This window comes from Bradyrhizobium sp. STM 3561, from assembly GCF_045571455.1.
In the GTDB taxonomy this organism is placed as follows: domain Bacteria; phylum Pseudomonadota; class Alphaproteobacteria; order Rhizobiales; family Xanthobacteraceae; genus Bradyrhizobium; species Bradyrhizobium vignae.
Genome location: NZ_CP120695.1, coordinates 3424399 through 3438585 on the forward strand (window position 1 = coordinate 3424399; position 14187 = coordinate 3438585).

Annotated in this window: 18 protein-coding genes; 1 reads left to right on the forward strand and 17 read right to left on the reverse strand. The window is 58.1% G+C overall.

Annotation, left to right across the window (positions count from 1 at the left end; translation table 11 throughout):
- Positions 1–5: 5 nt before the first annotated feature.
- From P6U28_RS16110 to P6U28_RS16120, 3 genes are read right to left on the reverse strand one after another with little or no spacing between them, the layout of a single operon-like run.
- Complete coding sequence (locus tag P6U28_RS16110; protein ID WP_407122737.1) at positions 6–422, reverse strand: hypothetical protein; 417 nt, start codon at positions 420–422, stop codon at positions 6–8.
- Positions 423–854: a hypothetical protein gene (locus tag P6U28_RS16115; protein ID WP_407122738.1), complete on the reverse strand. Its 432-nt coding sequence runs from the start codon at positions 852–854 to the stop codon at positions 423–425.
- A complete protein-coding gene (locus P6U28_RS16120) occupies positions 851–4312 on the reverse strand; it encodes a host specificity factor TipJ family phage tail protein (RefSeq protein ID WP_407122739.1) in 3462 nt (1153 codons plus the stop codon). The genes P6U28_RS16115 and P6U28_RS16120 overlap by 4 nt, the downstream gene beginning before the upstream one ends.
- Positions 4313–4350: 38 nt before the next feature.
- On the opposite strand from P6U28_RS16120, the gene P6U28_RS16125 reads away from it, so the two are divergent.
- Positions 4351–4602 carry a hypothetical protein gene (locus P6U28_RS16125; protein WP_407122741.1) on the forward strand — a complete coding sequence of 84 codons (252 nt, stop codon included), beginning with the start codon at positions 4351–4353 and terminating at the stop codon, positions 4600–4602.
- Positions 4603–4663: 61 nt separating this feature from the next.
- Here P6U28_RS16125 and P6U28_RS16130 read toward each other — a convergent pair whose 3' ends face one another.
- The 14 genes from P6U28_RS16130 to P6U28_RS16195 all read right to left on the reverse strand — a co-directional run bounded on the left by P6U28_RS16130 (position 4664) and on the right by P6U28_RS16195 (position 14185).
- Entirely contained in the window at positions 4664–5077 is a 414-nt protein-coding gene (locus P6U28_RS16130; RefSeq protein ID WP_407122742.1) for a hypothetical protein, read from the reverse strand.
- Positions 5074–5598, reverse strand: a complete 525-nt coding sequence (locus tag P6U28_RS16135; RefSeq protein WP_407122743.1) for a DUF1833 family protein — start codon at positions 5596–5598, stop codon at positions 5074–5076. Before P6U28_RS16135 ends, P6U28_RS16130 begins: the two co-directional genes overlap by 4 nt.
- Positions 5598–5972, reverse strand: coding sequence for a hypothetical protein (locus tag P6U28_RS16140; RefSeq protein WP_407122745.1), 375 nt, complete (start codon positions 5970–5972; stop codon positions 5598–5600). The genes P6U28_RS16135 and P6U28_RS16140 overlap by 1 nt, the downstream gene beginning before the upstream one ends.
- A 3-nt stretch (positions 5973–5975) precedes the next feature.
- Positions 5976–8900, reverse strand: a complete 2925-nt coding sequence (locus P6U28_RS16145) for a phage tail length tape measure family protein (RefSeq protein WP_407122747.1) — start codon at positions 8898–8900, stop codon at positions 5976–5978.
- A 23-nt stretch (positions 8901–8923) separates the two neighbouring features.
- Positions 8924–9076 (reverse strand): phage tail assembly chaperone, encoded by a 153-nt coding sequence (locus tag P6U28_RS16150; protein ID WP_407122748.1) that lies wholly within the window; start codon positions 9074–9076, stop codon positions 8924–8926.
- Positions 9077–9093: 17 nt separating this feature from the next.
- A complete protein-coding gene (locus tag P6U28_RS16155; protein WP_407122749.1) occupies positions 9094–9459 on the reverse strand; it encodes a hypothetical protein in 366 nt (121 codons plus the stop codon).
- Positions 9459–9893 carry a phage tail tube protein gene (locus P6U28_RS16160; protein WP_407122750.1) on the reverse strand — a complete coding sequence of 145 codons (435 nt, stop codon included), beginning with the start codon at positions 9891–9893 and terminating at the stop codon, positions 9459–9461. Before P6U28_RS16160 ends, P6U28_RS16155 begins: the two co-directional genes overlap by 1 nt.
- Before the next feature lie 3 nt (positions 9894–9896).
- Positions 9897–10304, reverse strand: coding sequence for a DUF3168 domain-containing protein (locus P6U28_RS16165; protein ID WP_407122751.1), 408 nt, complete (start codon positions 10302–10304; stop codon positions 9897–9899).
- Positions 10297–10803 carry an HK97 gp10 family phage protein gene (locus P6U28_RS16170; protein WP_407122752.1) on the reverse strand — a complete coding sequence of 169 codons (507 nt, stop codon included), beginning with the start codon at positions 10801–10803 and terminating at the stop codon, positions 10297–10299. Before P6U28_RS16170 ends, P6U28_RS16165 begins: the two co-directional genes overlap by 8 nt.
- Positions 10804–10874: 71 nt before the next feature.
- The gene (locus tag P6U28_RS16175; protein ID WP_407122753.1) at positions 10875–11216 is read right to left on the reverse strand and encodes a phage head closure protein; all 342 of its coding nucleotides are present in this window, start codon (positions 11214–11216) and stop codon (positions 10875–10877) included.
- A 328-nt stretch (positions 11217–11544) separates the two neighbouring features.
- On the reverse strand, positions 11545–12711 hold the full coding sequence (locus P6U28_RS16180; protein WP_407122754.1) for an SGNH/GDSL hydrolase family protein: 1167 nt from the start codon (positions 12709–12711) through the stop codon (positions 11545–11547).
- Positions 12712–12888: 177 nt separating this feature from the next.
- Positions 12889–13383 (reverse strand): hypothetical protein, encoded by a 495-nt coding sequence (locus tag P6U28_RS16185; RefSeq protein WP_407122755.1) that lies wholly within the window; start codon positions 13381–13383, stop codon positions 12889–12891.
- Positions 13383–13787, reverse strand: a complete 405-nt coding sequence (locus tag P6U28_RS16190) for a hypothetical protein (protein ID WP_407122756.1) — start codon at positions 13785–13787, stop codon at positions 13383–13385. Before P6U28_RS16190 ends, P6U28_RS16185 begins: the two co-directional genes overlap by 1 nt.
- Before the next feature lie 17 nt (positions 13788–13804).
- Positions 13805–14185 (reverse strand): hypothetical protein, encoded by a 381-nt coding sequence (locus P6U28_RS16195; protein WP_407122758.1) that lies wholly within the window; start codon positions 14183–14185, stop codon positions 13805–13807.
- Positions 14186–14187: the final 2 nt, after the last annotated feature.

Genomic DNA, 14187 nt, shown 5'->3' on the forward strand with positions numbered 1-14187 from the left:
CGTCGTCAATTGATGCCCCGCTGAAACACGAGATAGTCATAGTAAAAGGTGAAGCCCGACGCGTTGCTGTTGCTGAAGGTCAACCGGTCAGACCTGAACAGACAACCGCCGATGCATTCGATCTGCGCCGTCGTTCCGATCATGCTGAGGTCGTGCGGATATTGACCGACACCGCTCTGGGCAACTCCAAACTGCACATAAGGACGCTTGGTGGGCACAGTTATCGGCAGCATCACATCGACATTGAACCCGGCGGCAACCGCAACGCGGCCCGATATGATGATCTGTTCACACTTGAAATCCGGCCGAAGCAGAAAATTCGCCGCTGGACCCGATGCAGTCACATCAACGCCAGGAACAGACAACCAGATACCGTATTGATTGAACGCCGCGTGATAGCCGGCGAGAAAACGGTTCGCCATCTACCAGTTCTGCCATGCGATATAGTAGAGACCCGCATACGTGCTGCCGAACATCGACGATACGACATAGACGTGATCGTCGAGGATCTGGAATTTGTCTGGGAAAATACCGAGATAGAACGACGTGCGCTGGTAAGCTACCGATGCGGCGTCGCGCATACAGATCGATTTGTTGTAGATAGGGCCGAGACTGTTTGATCCATAAGCGATGATATCGACCGCTGGCACGCCAGCATACGTCGTCGTGAAGTTGATCGTCGCCCCATAGTTGAACGCGAAGCTCGGGATAAGACCGATCTCCAGTGGACGTCCCGTGGCCAATCGCGAGTCAAGCGCAAGATACTTGTAGTCGACCGCTGGCGGACTGGCGGCATCATAGCCAGGCTTAGACACCGTGACGCGGTCTGGGCTGATATAAATTCGCGTAGTCATTCCGAAATTGTCAATGTGCCTGCATTGAGATTGAACACGACCTTGCCGCTAAGGCCGCTCAAGGTTCCAGTGGTCACGGTACCAAGGCTGGTGATCGATCCGTCCTGGATAATGTCTCCGGTGATGCCGATCTTGCCGACGCCGCCCGCAGTCACGACGGCAAAGACTGGTGTAGGGGCGCCGCCGGCAATGGAAGGCGCAGAAATTTGAAACTTGTCGATCGCCACGTTAAACGCAGACGTCCCACTGCCACCATTGAGGAGCTCAAATCCGACTGCGTTACCGTTCACGTCAAGCGTGACGACGTAGGAAGCCGCAGCATATCCGTCGAACGTCGCAATTGCACTGGCGGTTTGACTGACAAATGCGGTCGTCGAACCGAATGTAGCTGTCGCCGCAGTGGAGAAAGTTGCGAACGCAGTCTGAGTATCGACAGCTACCGTTCTGACATCATCAATTTGAGCCAGAGCGTCATCAGATCTGGCAGCAAGCTGTGACCGGACCTCCTTCTTATCGAGCCAGGTTCGCGACGTGGCATTGGATGTGACGGCTGATATCTCCTGCCTGATCTTATCCAACTCAGTGCTGAATTGATCCTGTAGGGTTGTCAGCTGGTACTTGACGCCAGCCACCACGGACGCGAGCGCGACCGTCCCTGGAGCCACCTCGATCGTCGGTGCGGCAACGTCAGCGGTCGCATACGGCCCGCGCAGCTTGCCTGTGGTGATAGCCTGAACGCGCAATCGCAGCGCGGAAAGCGTGACAACCTCCTGGAGTTTGTTGTCGGCGCCTTCGTACACCTGCGCCCAAGTCTGCCCTCCATCATACGAGACATCAGCAACGTAATACTCCGCGCCCGCAGCCGGAAACCAACTCGCACTCAGCTTCGGCTCGGCGATTCCCTGCCCGAATGACGCAACCAGGCCGACAATCAACGGAACCCGTGCGTCTGATGGGAACTGCGACGACGGAAGAACAGGTGGATCACCTAGCTCGGTGGTGTGCACGCGCTCGTCGTCGACCACAAGCGAGAGCGTGCAGCGGTCACCGCTCGGAGCACCGTTGAGTACGACGCAAAGCTTGGACTCGCTCGTGCCGGTGCCCAACTCGAACGATGGATACTCAGCGCCGTCTTCACGCGAGAGTACTGCGGATAACGTAGTCGACTGCGCTGTCTCTGCTGCAGACAGGCTGCCGGAATCTAACACAGCATGCGCCGCATCTACGCCCTGCGTACAGGCTACTGGCCCGAAGAACTTGCCATTCGGCTGGCGCAAGCGGATGTAGAAAGGGGCAGCATCCCAAGTCGGCGCTGGGTTGAGCGTCAGCGTGCGACCTGATACATCAATAACTGCACCGCCATACCCATAGTTCTGAGGCAATTCAGATTGAATGCGCAGAACCGAACCGAAGGTAATCGCCCTGCCCTCGTATTCGACATCGATCTGAACGTTCTCGCGACGATAAAGCGCTTGCAGGTAATAGAAGGCGCACTCCCGGTACGCCTGGTCACGGTTGACGATGCCGTCAATCCGCTTCACTTCAGCATTTTCCGAGATGAATATCTCGCTGTCAGGCGGATATTGCACTTGCGCCGGCAACCAAGTGTTCTCGTCGACATATTCGACGACCACCGCGTCGGGGTCCTCATCACCGAGCATGGTGAATGAGACCTGCGTCGAGTCCCGCACAATCTCGCGATCGGTCAGGAGCATGGTCGGCACGTCCCGCCATTCGTCGCGCACGATCGAGACCGTGTCACCGAGCCAGAAGTGTCGTGAGCGCGATGGCGTCAGGATCTTGTCCAGCATCTCCGGGACCGCAACCGCGGTCGAAACGCGGTAATCGAACGTATCGCCGCGTGCAACACAACCCGCAGCGTGGGCGACCACGGCGCTGAAATCAACCTTGGCGATTGACAATCCCGCCCCGTATTGCCCATTAGTGACGGCGTCATAGAAGGCCCACGACGGGCTACGTGTTGCCCGCGTCTCGAATGCCGAACCGGTCCACACCGGCAGCTTGCGTGTGCCGAGCACGCCGAACTTATAGGAGCCCTGCGTGGACTGCGATGCCTTGAGTCGAATCGCGACCGTCGAGACGTCGGGGAATGAATTACTTCCCCTCAGAAAGGACCGTAGGCCCGCCCAGACGACTGTGTTCTGCCCCCATATAGCGCTATTGTCTCCGTTACCGTTCAGATCGAGCGCCTTGCCCCATCGGTAGAGCCGAACCGTGTACCGCCCTGGCGTTACATCGACCTTGATCGTGTCGCGAACCGGGGCTTTCGATGTGTACGTTCTTGCGACGTCGAAAAGCTGAGAGAATGGGCCTATTAGTGCGCCGGCATCATCAACCGGTGCATACTCCGCCGTAAGTCGAAGCGGCGGCCCTGTAATTACGTTGCCGCTGCCACCGCCATCAGAATCGTGCTGGATGGCGAAGCAGCCTGCCGGGAGCACAATATCGATAGCGAGTGATTGAGCCTGAGTGCCCGAAGGATTGGCGACAAAAGGCCCAAGAGCTGCGCCAGGCCCAGCATCAGCCTGACTGGACGGATTCCATCCTCCCGTTCCATCCGGCAATTGCTGCCCCGACACTTCTTCCGACTGGTCTACATTTGTCGGGAAAAGCGTGACAGCCGCGCCAGGTTCGTAGAACGCCACCTGCGCGCCGGGGAACGATGCCGAGATGCCACCAGCAGGGGTCCAGAATATGGTATCGTCGAGATAGAGTGCCTCGTATTCCATGCTGCCCATCGTCGTCGACAACAGCACGTTGAGGTATTGATCGTTGCCGACGAACTCGCCCCATGGCGTCGCCGCGAAATCAGGATAGGTCTTGAGTCGCCCATACCAAACCGGCAGGGGCTGACCGAGCTTTGCAGTATTCCCCTGCGCTTGGGCTGTATAGATCTGATCCTGCGTCGAAGTCGGACTATTGGTCGCCCCCTGCTTTGGCGCGACCAAGGCATTGATTAGCAGCGATCCACCGATGCCAATTGCGGCCGTGGTGGCATAGGCAGCCAGGCCAGTAAGGCCAATTGCACCAGGCACCCACAGCGCGAACGCCGAGACCGCAATCAAGGCTGTCAGACCGATGATTTGTTTGGCCGTGTTGTTGCCACCGCCAAGCGGATAGGACACGAACCGCACATTGTCATTCGCAGCGATGCGACGTCGCGACCAGCTCTTGCGCAGCACCGCCTCGCCGTTGATCTCAAGGACCGTGGGCAAGCCCTTTCTGAACTGCCAGCCATATTGCCGGTCTCGCTTAGCCCAGCCCGCCCTTCGCAGAAACGCTGCGACAGTCTCGCGTGGACGCGGCTCAGCGCGCGCGACCTCAAGGCCGGGCATGACGAGATGCAGCACCGGCCGGCGCGCAGCATCAGCGCGGCGCTCGCGACGCGAACGGGGGCGGTCGCCCAGAGGCGGTGACGATTTGATAGGATGTTGCATGATAGTTCTTAGGCCGGATTGAGCAGGAGCGAGGCCAAATGTCCGAGAAATTCCAATTCAGCGCCGACCTAACGATTGAACAGACACGCGCGGCGATGATGACATTTCTGACGTGCTACCAGCAGGCCGTCATTAACATCTCGAAGACGCAAGGCCCGTCAGCCGCGGCCGATTTCCATCGATCGATCATAGCTGCAGTCAAGAATGCTGACATCTCCATGCCGCTCGACGACGAAGCGAAGACGTTTCAATTCGTGGTTACGATGCTCGAGAACATCGTCAGCACCTAGCGGAACGACGAACACCGGCACTTTGATAGTGAATTTCGTTTGATTGCAGGTGCACATCGAACTACTCCATCGGCTCGTAGAACGTCAGCCGCTTCCAGCCCATCTGGCGCAGAGCCAGAGGCGTTTCGCAGGCGACACCGGTCTTGCTGTCGCAATGAATCACGCGGCCCTCAGGCTTAAGCCAGACGCCGATATGTGCCGGAAAACGCGCATGCGCCATCAGCACCATGGCCCCATCTGCGGCTGTCACCAGGCCTCCAGGGCCTTCCACAACAGGCTGCCAGCGCTCACGCTCGGGATGCCTGTCGAACTCGGCCAGCACCCAACGCCGCGAGAAGTCGGATGGAACGGATATCCCGGGCAGTTCGCGACCGAACAGCTCGCGCTGGACGTGGCGGGCAAAATCCCAACAGTTTCGCGCCTGCCAGGCCCAGGGCTCGCCGATCAGAGGCGTGAGGAATTCGGCGCGTGTCACGGCAGCAGGCTCGGGAACTGCACATAATCGTAATTCTTAGTGATGCGCGGAAACCGCTTGTTCTGCAGGTTCTTCACCACCACCGTGCCGCTCATCGACGCGCCCACCACTTTGACCCCGCGCAGTTCGAATTCCACCGGGCCGTAAGCCGGCTCGTTTAAGTCGCTGCCGAGATACTCGCGATAGAGGACGGTGATGTATTCCCGCACGCCCTGCGCGGCTCGTATCTTCGGGATCAACTCGCGATTGACGTTGTCGATCTTAATGGTGGTCGATGGCGGCTGGCCTTCGCGCTGCTCGGGGTAATCGGCCTCAAACGGACACGCAATGAAGGTGACGGTCTCGCCGCTGTTGCGCGGAGCGCCGATCTCAATGCCGAACTCCATATCATCGCCGACGTTGGCGACAATGCGAGCGGGTTCATCAAACGACGATTGCCAAATTTCCAACGTGTAATAGACACGTGCGCTCGGAGGGCAAGAGGCGTATGCCTCCTGCAACGCTTCGCTGTGGGTCGGCATCAGATGTCGTAAACTCGAAGGGTCATGGAGACGTCAATTACACCGCTGCTTACAAATTGCTCTTGCGGCATGCCATCCTTGGTGAATTGGCAAACTTTGTTGTAGCAGCCATCGCTAAGAAACACGTTTGCAGTAAATCGTGCGGTCGCGTTGTTTAGCGTCGTCTTCCACCAAGTGGTGAATGTCTGAAACTGCGCGAAGGTCATTCGCACGCGCAGCGGAAGCGTGCCGACATTGTCTCCGGGACGCGTGCGCAAGCGCACGTTGCCGCCTTCCATATCTGTAGCAACAGGAGGGAGAAGCCGCTGAACCGGCTGGAAGTCATCCAGCCTCGGGACACTCGGGACACCCGCGGGCCATGTTGGCATTGTCATGCTTTACGACCCCATGAACTGTTTGACGCCGTACTGATTTGACAGCACTCGACGTCCTGTGCCGCTCGACATGGAATCGCCAACCGCCTGATCGACCATTTTGCGGATAGAAATCATCGTGCCGCCGTTGGGCGTTTTCTGCGCCGTCACCTGATTATCGCCGTAGTTGTTAATGGTGATTTCTCCACCGCCATCGCCGTGCCCCATGGTCGTGGGAACTGATGGCATGCCGACGTATCCACCACTGCCGTACCCCCTTTGCAGCCGCGTGAGGTTTCCAACACCAATGCGATTTACGGCGTCTTGGTCGAAAACGAATTCGCCCTTGTGGACGATACCGGCTGGTTGGTACTTGCCTCCCGGGCCTGTATAGCCACCCCCGTCAAAGCCGGGGCCGAAGAAGGCGCCTCCAGTGTTGTTTGCTAGCGTGCTGGCGGATGCAGCCTGCGCAGACGCTCCAGCCGATTCGCCGATCCCCAGCGAACTAAACCCGCCGCCTATCGACTTGATTAGTGGTGCAACGATATAGAGCTTGATGATCATCTGCTCGATATCTTTGATGATCGCGGCTGCCATCGACGAAAATCCGTCCTTAGCAGTCTTCGTTCCCGAAACGATGTCTGTAAGTCCAGACGTTAGATCATTCGACAGGGCAGACGAAATCCCCTTTAGGGCGTCGGCAACACGCATGGTTGCGGCGAGTCCATCATTCATGAACTCAGGCCACGCGTTGCCATGTAACTGTCTTTGCACGGATGCAACCTGCTGGTCCACGTCGGATAAAAATGCAGTCTGGACACTGAAGTTCGCGTTGTCTTGCGCAGTCAACTGCGCGGCCACTTGCACCCTCTTCGCGGCCTCGGCATTGTTCTTTACAAGCTGCTGATACTCAGCCTCGTTGAACGCCGTGCGGGTCTGTGATGCAGTTTGCTCGAGCTGTTGGCGCGCGGCAAGGTTGGCGCGCAACAGGGATTGCTGCTCGACGGATTTGCCGACTAGCGTGATATCCAATTGAGCGGTATCGATAGCCTGCCTGGACGATAGGATTTGCGCGCGTGCCTGCTCGGACAGCGCCGTAGTTGCCTGCTTAATGGCGATGGCGCGCGCGCCCTCCGCAAGGGTAGCGGCCTTGGTGTTGTCTTGGTATTGCCTTAGCGAAGCGTTGTAAGTTTCCTGATACGCCACGTCGCCCTTAGCGCTTGGCGAGAACGCAGTGATGCTTTGAAGCTGGATCTTCTGTGCATCCAAGGCCTGCTGATAGTCGGTTTTGAACGATATAACAGCAGTTTGGGCCTTTTTAATTGCCACAGAAATCTGCTCAAACGTCAGCCCCAACTGCCTGAGTGTTTCCCCAGCACCTTCACTACTGGACAACTGATCAAACAGCCCAGTCATAACCTTAAGCTGGTTGTTCAGTGTTTCCTGTTGCGCGATCTCAGGAGTCAGATTCCGAATAGTGCTCTGCTGTACAAATGATTGCTGAGCAGCCTGAGCGCGCGCGGATGCGCTCGCCATATTTTCGTAAGCGCGCGATAGTTTGTCGACCACGGCCTGCTGGTCCGCAATCGCCCTAATGTTGTTTCCGAAGACGCCGAGGCCAGTTTCAAAATTCAGCGTGTTCCCGCCAGTGGACTTTAGTTCGTCAAGCTTGTTTTTTGCCTCGCTCAACTGTTCTTCAAGAGATCTGCCCAAGCCGAGAGTTTTGGCAAAAAACTGCCCCACTGAGTCAAACGCATTTGACGCGGCGTTGCCGATAGCGGTCCAACCCTTGGCCGCGGCAGACTCGACGTTGGCGAAGTCTTCAACGCTGCTTTTGACCGAATTGATTAGTACTTGGCTTGCTTGAAATTGCTTGTTCTGGGCAACAAGGTTTGTGATGTTTTGCTTGGTAGCGGCATCAAGGAACCCTAGGCGCTGATTTAGCTGGTCCGCCCCGGCTACAGGATCCGAAAACGCCTTAGCGAGCAGCTCTGTCGCGCCTTTAGCGTCTGTGCCAAACGCGATGGCAATGTCGTGCCCCATCTTGACGATGGGCAGAATATCCTCGCTGGCAACCTTCCCAGTCGCTGCCAGAGCAGACGCAAGGTCGCGGGCCTCGGCCACAGACAGGCCGAAGGCGGACGCGCCTGCTCCGGCAGCCGAATTGATACTTCCAGCAGTGGCCCCCGACGCGCGGCCGGCGCCAAGCAATGACGTCTGGACCTTCTCCTGTGCAGAAAGATACTTGTTAACGGCGAGAGCAGCGCCACCGACGCTGGCGGCAATGCCGGCGAACGTCAGAACGCTCGTCGAAAGAAGACCAGCTAGTGGCTTGGCTGCGTCTTTGAAGGCGCCGCCCAACCCGCCAGGCCCAGAGGCTGCAAACGAAAGATGGTTCAGTTGCCCCGTCAGCGCTTGCGACGGCGGAATGCCTAGCGCCAACTGCTCAACGAGGCTTCGAACCGAGTGCTGCGCAGCCATGGCTTGCGCAGACAGCCCGGTATGCGACGACGTCAACCCTTTAACGCCAGTCTGTGCCGATGTGTACCTATCGTTCAGGTCATCAATGGCCGCGGCTTGCTCAGCGCTGGTGATCGCACCAACCTTGGCTGCCTTGTTAATTCCATCAAGCTCGGTCTCGTACTGCTTGCTAAGAGCAAACAACGGATTGTACTTTGCGCGCAGGATGTCTAGTTGCGCGCCATATGCCTCCACGTCGGCGGCGCGGCTCTTCATGCTGGTATTTATACCAGTCAACGCATTGATCTGCTGTTGCAGCTTGGTGGCGCTGATGCCAACACCATCCATCGCCGCACCAGTGCGGGTGAATGCCGTCTCGATGCCGCGCGTCGAGCTATTAACCGTGCCAAGAAGCCGGTTAATAGCTCGATCAATCTGTGAGGTATCAGCAGAGATCGATATTACAAGCTGGTCGGTATCGTCAGCCATTCACCCATCCGGGCCAGTATACACTAGCCGTACTTGGCCTTGAGCTCCTCCAAGCGCTCTCTGCTTAGAGTCTCACCATCTGATTTCTTGACGCCGTTAGCGTCGCACCAAAACTCAACAGCAACCATGAATTCGGTGAGCGTCGAAGCCCAGAACTCAGATGGACTCCATCGCAACCTGACGGACGCGAATCCTAGGTATTCCCGCCAAGGGAATCGCTCGCCTCTGCCTTCTCCCTGGCGGCTTGATCGTTTCCCGGCACCTTCTCCGCGTGATGGGCGAAAACGGCCATAATGGCGTCAACACACTTCGGGAGATCGGCGAGGGTCATTCCTTTAATGGCCTTGGCAGCGTCGCCCCGAACCGCCAGGAGCTCTACGGCGGCCATAACCGCGTTGATCTCGGCTCCAGCCAGCTTGCTATACATCTCAACGAAACTGCTTGCCCCAAGGCGAGAAGAAAGCGCAGCCAGCCTCCCCATCTCGGCGGCAACAACAATCTCCGTGCCGCCGATTGAAAGGGGCTTCTCGCCCCTTTCCTCGTTATACGCGATCGACATTAAGCCTCCGCGGTGAACGTCAACAGCGAGGCGTCGAGAGGCGTCCACTTCGCAGAGAACTCAAGGGGGTTCTCCATGTCGCCACTCCATTCAAAGTCCGAAATAAAGAACGGGCCTTCGAAGGTGCCGTAGCCAGGTACGATAACCTGATAGTTGATGTTGATGGCCTGAGTGCGAGCGGCATCGGCGATGGCCTTGCCGGCCGCGTTGCTGTCGAAGAGACCGTTGCCAGAGAACTCAATTGTCTGGCGGCCGGGACGCGCCGTCGCCACGATCGGCTCAGATGGATCATCGCAGTTCGGAACGGTGGTATCAATGGACGCGTTCGACATCTTGAACGAGCGGGTCTTGATACCGCAAACAAACGAGAACACTTCCGGCGAAGCGCCGTCGCCACGCTTAATCACAAGCTCTCTGGCGTTCTGCTGACTCATAGATTAGGACTCCTCTGCCCCAAAGTGATTGACTGTCAATGAGACAACGCCATGAATTGACGTGCCATCTTCGTCGTTGAAAACGCGGGTACTGCTTACAACCACGGACGCATATGACTGACCCGAAACAGCCAAATTCTTCAGGTGAAGCGCGTCACGAATTCTAGAAATGATCTGCTTAGCGGGCACAAAGCTGCCTGGATTTGTCCAAACATGCACGTTGACCAATTCCTGTAAGCCATTGCGGCCTACAACGTCATTTGCTATGCCCGACCCGTCCTGTACCTCTACATACGGGAGCGGCGTGTTCTGCGGCGCGGGGGCGAATATCCCACCAGAAGCCAACGCTGGCGAAAGAGAGTTTAGGGTGGTGTAAATTGCCGTCTGAAGCTCTACCGATCCATCAGACACGATTCTTCAGACCCTTGTTGATTGCGTTGGCGATTCGGCGCCTGATGCGCTGCCGCATCTCTTGGTACGTATTGAAAATGTGTGGGTGCGGAGCCGTGCCGGGATGGTCTACCTGCTGAGTAACCACCTTATTGCCGTCTTTGGCGGTGAACACCAAGGCTGGCTTGTTCTTCGCCTTGATGGTGTGCTGGCGAGTGCCGAACTCAAGAAATCGCCAAATGAAGTCTGCGACGATGCCCCAAGCGTTCTTATCTTTGGTGGCTTTTATGCCGATGACTTTGGACGTCAGGTCATTTCGGCCCGCGAGCGGAACGGCTTGAATACTGTTTCTGTAGTCGCCGGACTTTGACGGTGCTCGAGCCTGGATTGCGGAGGCTAGTTCTTTTGCACCAAGCTCAATGGCTGCTGATGCGGCCGCGGCGGCGTTTGGGGCCAACCCGGCCAGCCGTCGCTCAATTATCGCGCGGCTTCGCGCCTGGTACTTCGCGCTTATCGGCATCACCCTCCCTCGCCTTCGGCAGCACCGTTCGGATTGCCGCAAAGGCCGCCTTACGCAGTTTGATGCAGGTGTCACAGCCCATTTTCGGTCCCATCCGTCTCAACGATGTATTCCAGCATATCGTTGCGCTGGTCGGGGTTCGCGTGGCTGCGCACGTTGTAAGTAACTTCGTCCAGCACCACCCTGTAGGTGTCATTTATCAGCCTGGTTGCCGTGCTGGACCTCACCCTCAGAACACCAGCCTGATTATCGGCAATGCGGCCCTCTTGGAGCCTCTCTCTCGCGCGCTCGGGCGAGAACTGCGCCCAGACCGTGATGTAATCCAGCCAGCTTTGCGTTTGGCCGCCCGCGCCATCTGGCGTGGTGACCAGAGAGCGGAACGTTGCCCGTTTGTTGAGAGTGCCGGCTTGCATTTTCTATCGAGATATCAATCGCTTGGCGTGCTGGTTACTAACCGCAAACACATGGCTTTAGGAACAAGGGCCACGTGCCGTTGACGGCGAGCGGGTTTGTTGGAAAACGGTCCGGAAAGACTAGCGGAGAATCAGATGCAGCATGAACGCATGAGCCAACTGGCCGACGTGATCGAGGACGGTCTGCAGGGATCAGCCAAGCAGCCGTTGACATGGGGATGATTTTCTGCCGACCGATTGGCTTCTGGTCGTCGAGGCACTGCGCAATGACGCCGATCGCCGCGAGAAACAGGCGCTAGGTCGTCTCACTCCCTGAGGGAGCGAACGACTACATCGCCATCAGCGCAGTAGCGATCCCCGCCGCAGCGCGGCGCCCAAGGAACTCATGACCGGCGTTGCTTGGATGAATCCCGTCCGTGTCAATGTAGACATCGGAATTGCCACTGCCGTTCGTGGCTCCGACAAAACCAGTGCCGAACACCCATGAGCCGACGGTATCGGCGGATACGGGAACGAAGGCGCAAAGCGGGTCATTGAACTGCGTCACCGCTGCCGAGACGGCACTCTCAACGGTCAGGATAGCCGCCGAGGGGCCGGTCGCCTTCGGCCACGGACCAAGCACCACAATGGGCACATTGGCGAGAGAAGCGCGGATCGTTTGCAGGTAGAGCAGCACTTCGGCCTGAATACCGCTCAGGCCCGTATCGTTGGTGCCGTAGGCGATAACAACCAGATCGGGGCTTGCGCCCGTGATGTCGCTGACATGGCTGCGTGCCGTCCAAGTCGTTCCTGGATTGAGGAAGCCGGTTCCGGTCAGAGCTGAGTGCCAGGGATCATCGATACCAAGAAGATAGGCCGCGATGCTCGCCCAATCGCTATCACCGTAGGTCGCGCCCGTTCCCGAGGTGTAGCTGTCGCCCGCAAAGACGGCCCGCACACGCTCCTTGCGTGGCCGAGAAACGCGGCTCAAGGCATCGACGCCGACGCGGCTAAACCACCCGCCAGAGACAGGATGGAAGCGATACGAGCGCAGCGATCGCACGCCGCTCCAGTCAAGAACAAGCTGTTGCTCGCCGCCGCCGGCCGCCGTCGCGTTGCCCGTCTTGGAAAGAAACTGCCCGTTGACCTCGACGCGCCAAGTCCCCTGCGCACCGCGCACCATAATCTTGGGCGCATCACTATCAAACTCCAGCACCAGTTGGTTGGAGACTGCACCCGTGTTCGACTGCGTCGCGGAGACCTGATAGCCATGCACGCCGGTTGCGACGAGGCCGAAATCCAGCGCGTTGCCGCCCAACAGATTGAAGGCGGGGACCGTCCCAGCTACCGAGTCTTGCGGCTGGAAGAACGTTGCCAGCGTGGCATCAAAGGCCGTGGTGATGGTCGGAAGTGTGCCGGCTACGGCAGCATCAACCGGATTGGAAATCCTTGCCTTCGCAATGGCTCTCTTGAGCTTTTCGAGCTTGATGCGTTTGGTGGAGACGAGTTCAACCATTTCAGTTCCTCACAAGTTCGACGACGGGAGTGCTGTTCTCAGTGACGCGGACGCCGTTTTCCGTGACAAATTCCCAGTGCCAGCCAGCGGGCGCGGCAGAGGATGCGTATGAGGAAGCTGAAGCACTCCCAAGGAGAGTGAGCAGGCGCCGAGACGTATTTGGGTTAGTCGACACGGTTAGACGATGAATCCATAGAGCCAGATCTGGCGCGCAACGGCGGCTGCAGTGAACGTCCCTGCATTGACCAGCTCAACGAACAGGCTGCTGCCGGACAGTTCGAAGTCCTGTGAATCCGTGAACTGCGTCTTCACATAGCAGGTGCCACCAGCCGCGACGGGCGCACCGAGAGCGAGCGAGCCGCGGTAAGCCGATAGGTCTCCGGAGGCGCGAGCCCAGGCGGTGTTGTTCGCACGAGCGCTCGGCGGGGTGACACTATAGGTGTGAGCCGTATACGCCCCCTCGCCTGAGATGACGGCGCTGGCATCGATCTTGACGATCGAACTCAGCATGCGAATGAGCGAGCCTGGAGGGACTAGCCTACCGAGCCGATCGGCAAAAACAAACTCCTTCGCCGTATCGATGATGTTGCCAGCTGTGTAGGACGCCGCAGACGGCGTAAAACTGGCGCTCGCCTTGACGAAAGTGCCGTTTATGAAGCTGAACTCAGCCATCAGAGCGTGATGCCCGGAGCCTGGATATTGAGCAGAAGCTGAGTGGTGCTGGTAGCAACACCTAGGACAACCACGTCACCTCCCGTGGTGATATCCGCCTGCGGACAAATGCCGCCAGGCGTGGTCGACTGGCAATACGTGGTGCCCTTTACGAGCGTGCCGCCCACCGTAACCGGGCCGCCCTTCTGGATGGTCAGCGGCTGGCCTGCAGCGGCGCTGTTCAGCGCGACGCCACGGCAGGTCTTGGCACCTGCCGCGTTGGAATCTGACAGCTTGTACGTATTGGTGGTGCTGTCCAGATAGACGTACTGGCCCGCAGTGATGGCCACGCCAGCGGTCATGGTCTCACGCGGCGAGCCACCATCACCGATGACGTTAGCTGCGGTAATTGCGATGTCAGCCATCTGAAAAAATCCTTAGGTTATGAAATGTAAGGGGGTCTGTCGGCTGGTGCTGAATCGGGGCCAGCCTGGTCCCCATCCGTAGGGGCGCCGTTATCGCCAGCGACCATTCCCTCAATCGTGCTACGCAGTTCAGAAGCATACTGCTCAAGGTGCCCGACGTTGGCCTTGGCCGCACCGTGCGCCTCGTCAATCTGGTCCAGGACCGCATCGTACCGTTTGCCGGTCTCCGCGATGTCGGACTCGGTCTTTTTGGCTCGCGCCAGCCTGCTCTTGAGGCCAGCCAATTCCATCGGGCGCCTGATTTCCATTTCCGTGCCTAATAGGTCAGGGTGTCGTTCTAGAATGGCGAGCCGCAGCTTAAGATGCGCGATCGCAACAAGAGCCGTTATGCGATCCACAC

Excerpts from the sequence above, each read along its gene's own strand:
- P6U28_RS16110 (WP_407122737.1), bottom strand. The coding sequence starts at position 422 with ATGGCGAACCGTTTTCTCGCCGGCTATCACGCGGCGTTCAATCAATAC.
- P6U28_RS16115 (WP_407122738.1), bottom strand. The coding sequence starts at position 854 with ATGACTACGCGAATTTATATCAGCCCAGACCGCGTCACGGTGTCTAAG.
- P6U28_RS16120 (WP_407122739.1), bottom strand. The coding sequence starts at position 4,312 with ATGCAACATCCTATCAAATCGTCACCGCCTCTGGGCGACCGCCCCCGT.
- P6U28_RS16125 (WP_407122741.1), top strand. The coding sequence starts at position 4,351 with ATGTCCGAGAAATTCCAATTCAGCGCCGACCTAACGATTGAACAGACA.
- P6U28_RS16135 (WP_407122743.1), bottom strand. The coding sequence starts at position 5,598 with ATGCCGACCCACAGCGAAGCGTTGCAGGAGGCATACGCCTCTTGCCCT.
- P6U28_RS16140 (WP_407122745.1), bottom strand. The coding sequence starts at position 5,972 with ATGACAATGCCAACATGGCCCGCGGGTGTCCCGAGTGTCCCGAGGCTG.
- P6U28_RS16145 (WP_407122747.1), bottom strand. The coding sequence starts at position 8,900 with ATGGCTGACGATACCGACCAGCTTGTAATATCGATCTCTGCTGATACC.
- P6U28_RS16155 (WP_407122749.1), bottom strand. The coding sequence starts at position 9,459 with ATGTCGATCGCGTATAACGAGGAAAGGGGCGAGAAGCCCCTTTCAATC.
- P6U28_RS16160 (WP_407122750.1), bottom strand. The coding sequence starts at position 9,893 with ATGAGTCAGCAGAACGCCAGAGAGCTTGTGATTAAGCGTGGCGACGGC.
- P6U28_RS16170 (WP_407122752.1), bottom strand. The coding sequence starts at position 10,803 with ATGCCGATAAGCGCGAAGTACCAGGCGCGAAGCCGCGCGATAATTGAG.
- P6U28_RS16175 (WP_407122753.1), bottom strand. The coding sequence starts at position 11,216 with ATGCAAGCCGGCACTCTCAACAAACGGGCAACGTTCCGCTCTCTGGTC.
- P6U28_RS16180 (WP_407122754.1), bottom strand. The coding sequence starts at position 12,711 with ATGGTTGAACTCGTCTCCACCAAACGCATCAAGCTCGAAAAGCTCAAG.
- P6U28_RS16185 (WP_407122755.1), bottom strand. The coding sequence starts at position 13,383 with ATGGCTGAGTTCAGCTTCATAAACGGCACTTTCGTCAAGGCGAGCGCC.
- P6U28_RS16190 (WP_407122756.1), bottom strand. The coding sequence starts at position 13,787 with ATGGCTGACATCGCAATTACCGCAGCTAACGTCATCGGTGATGGTGGC.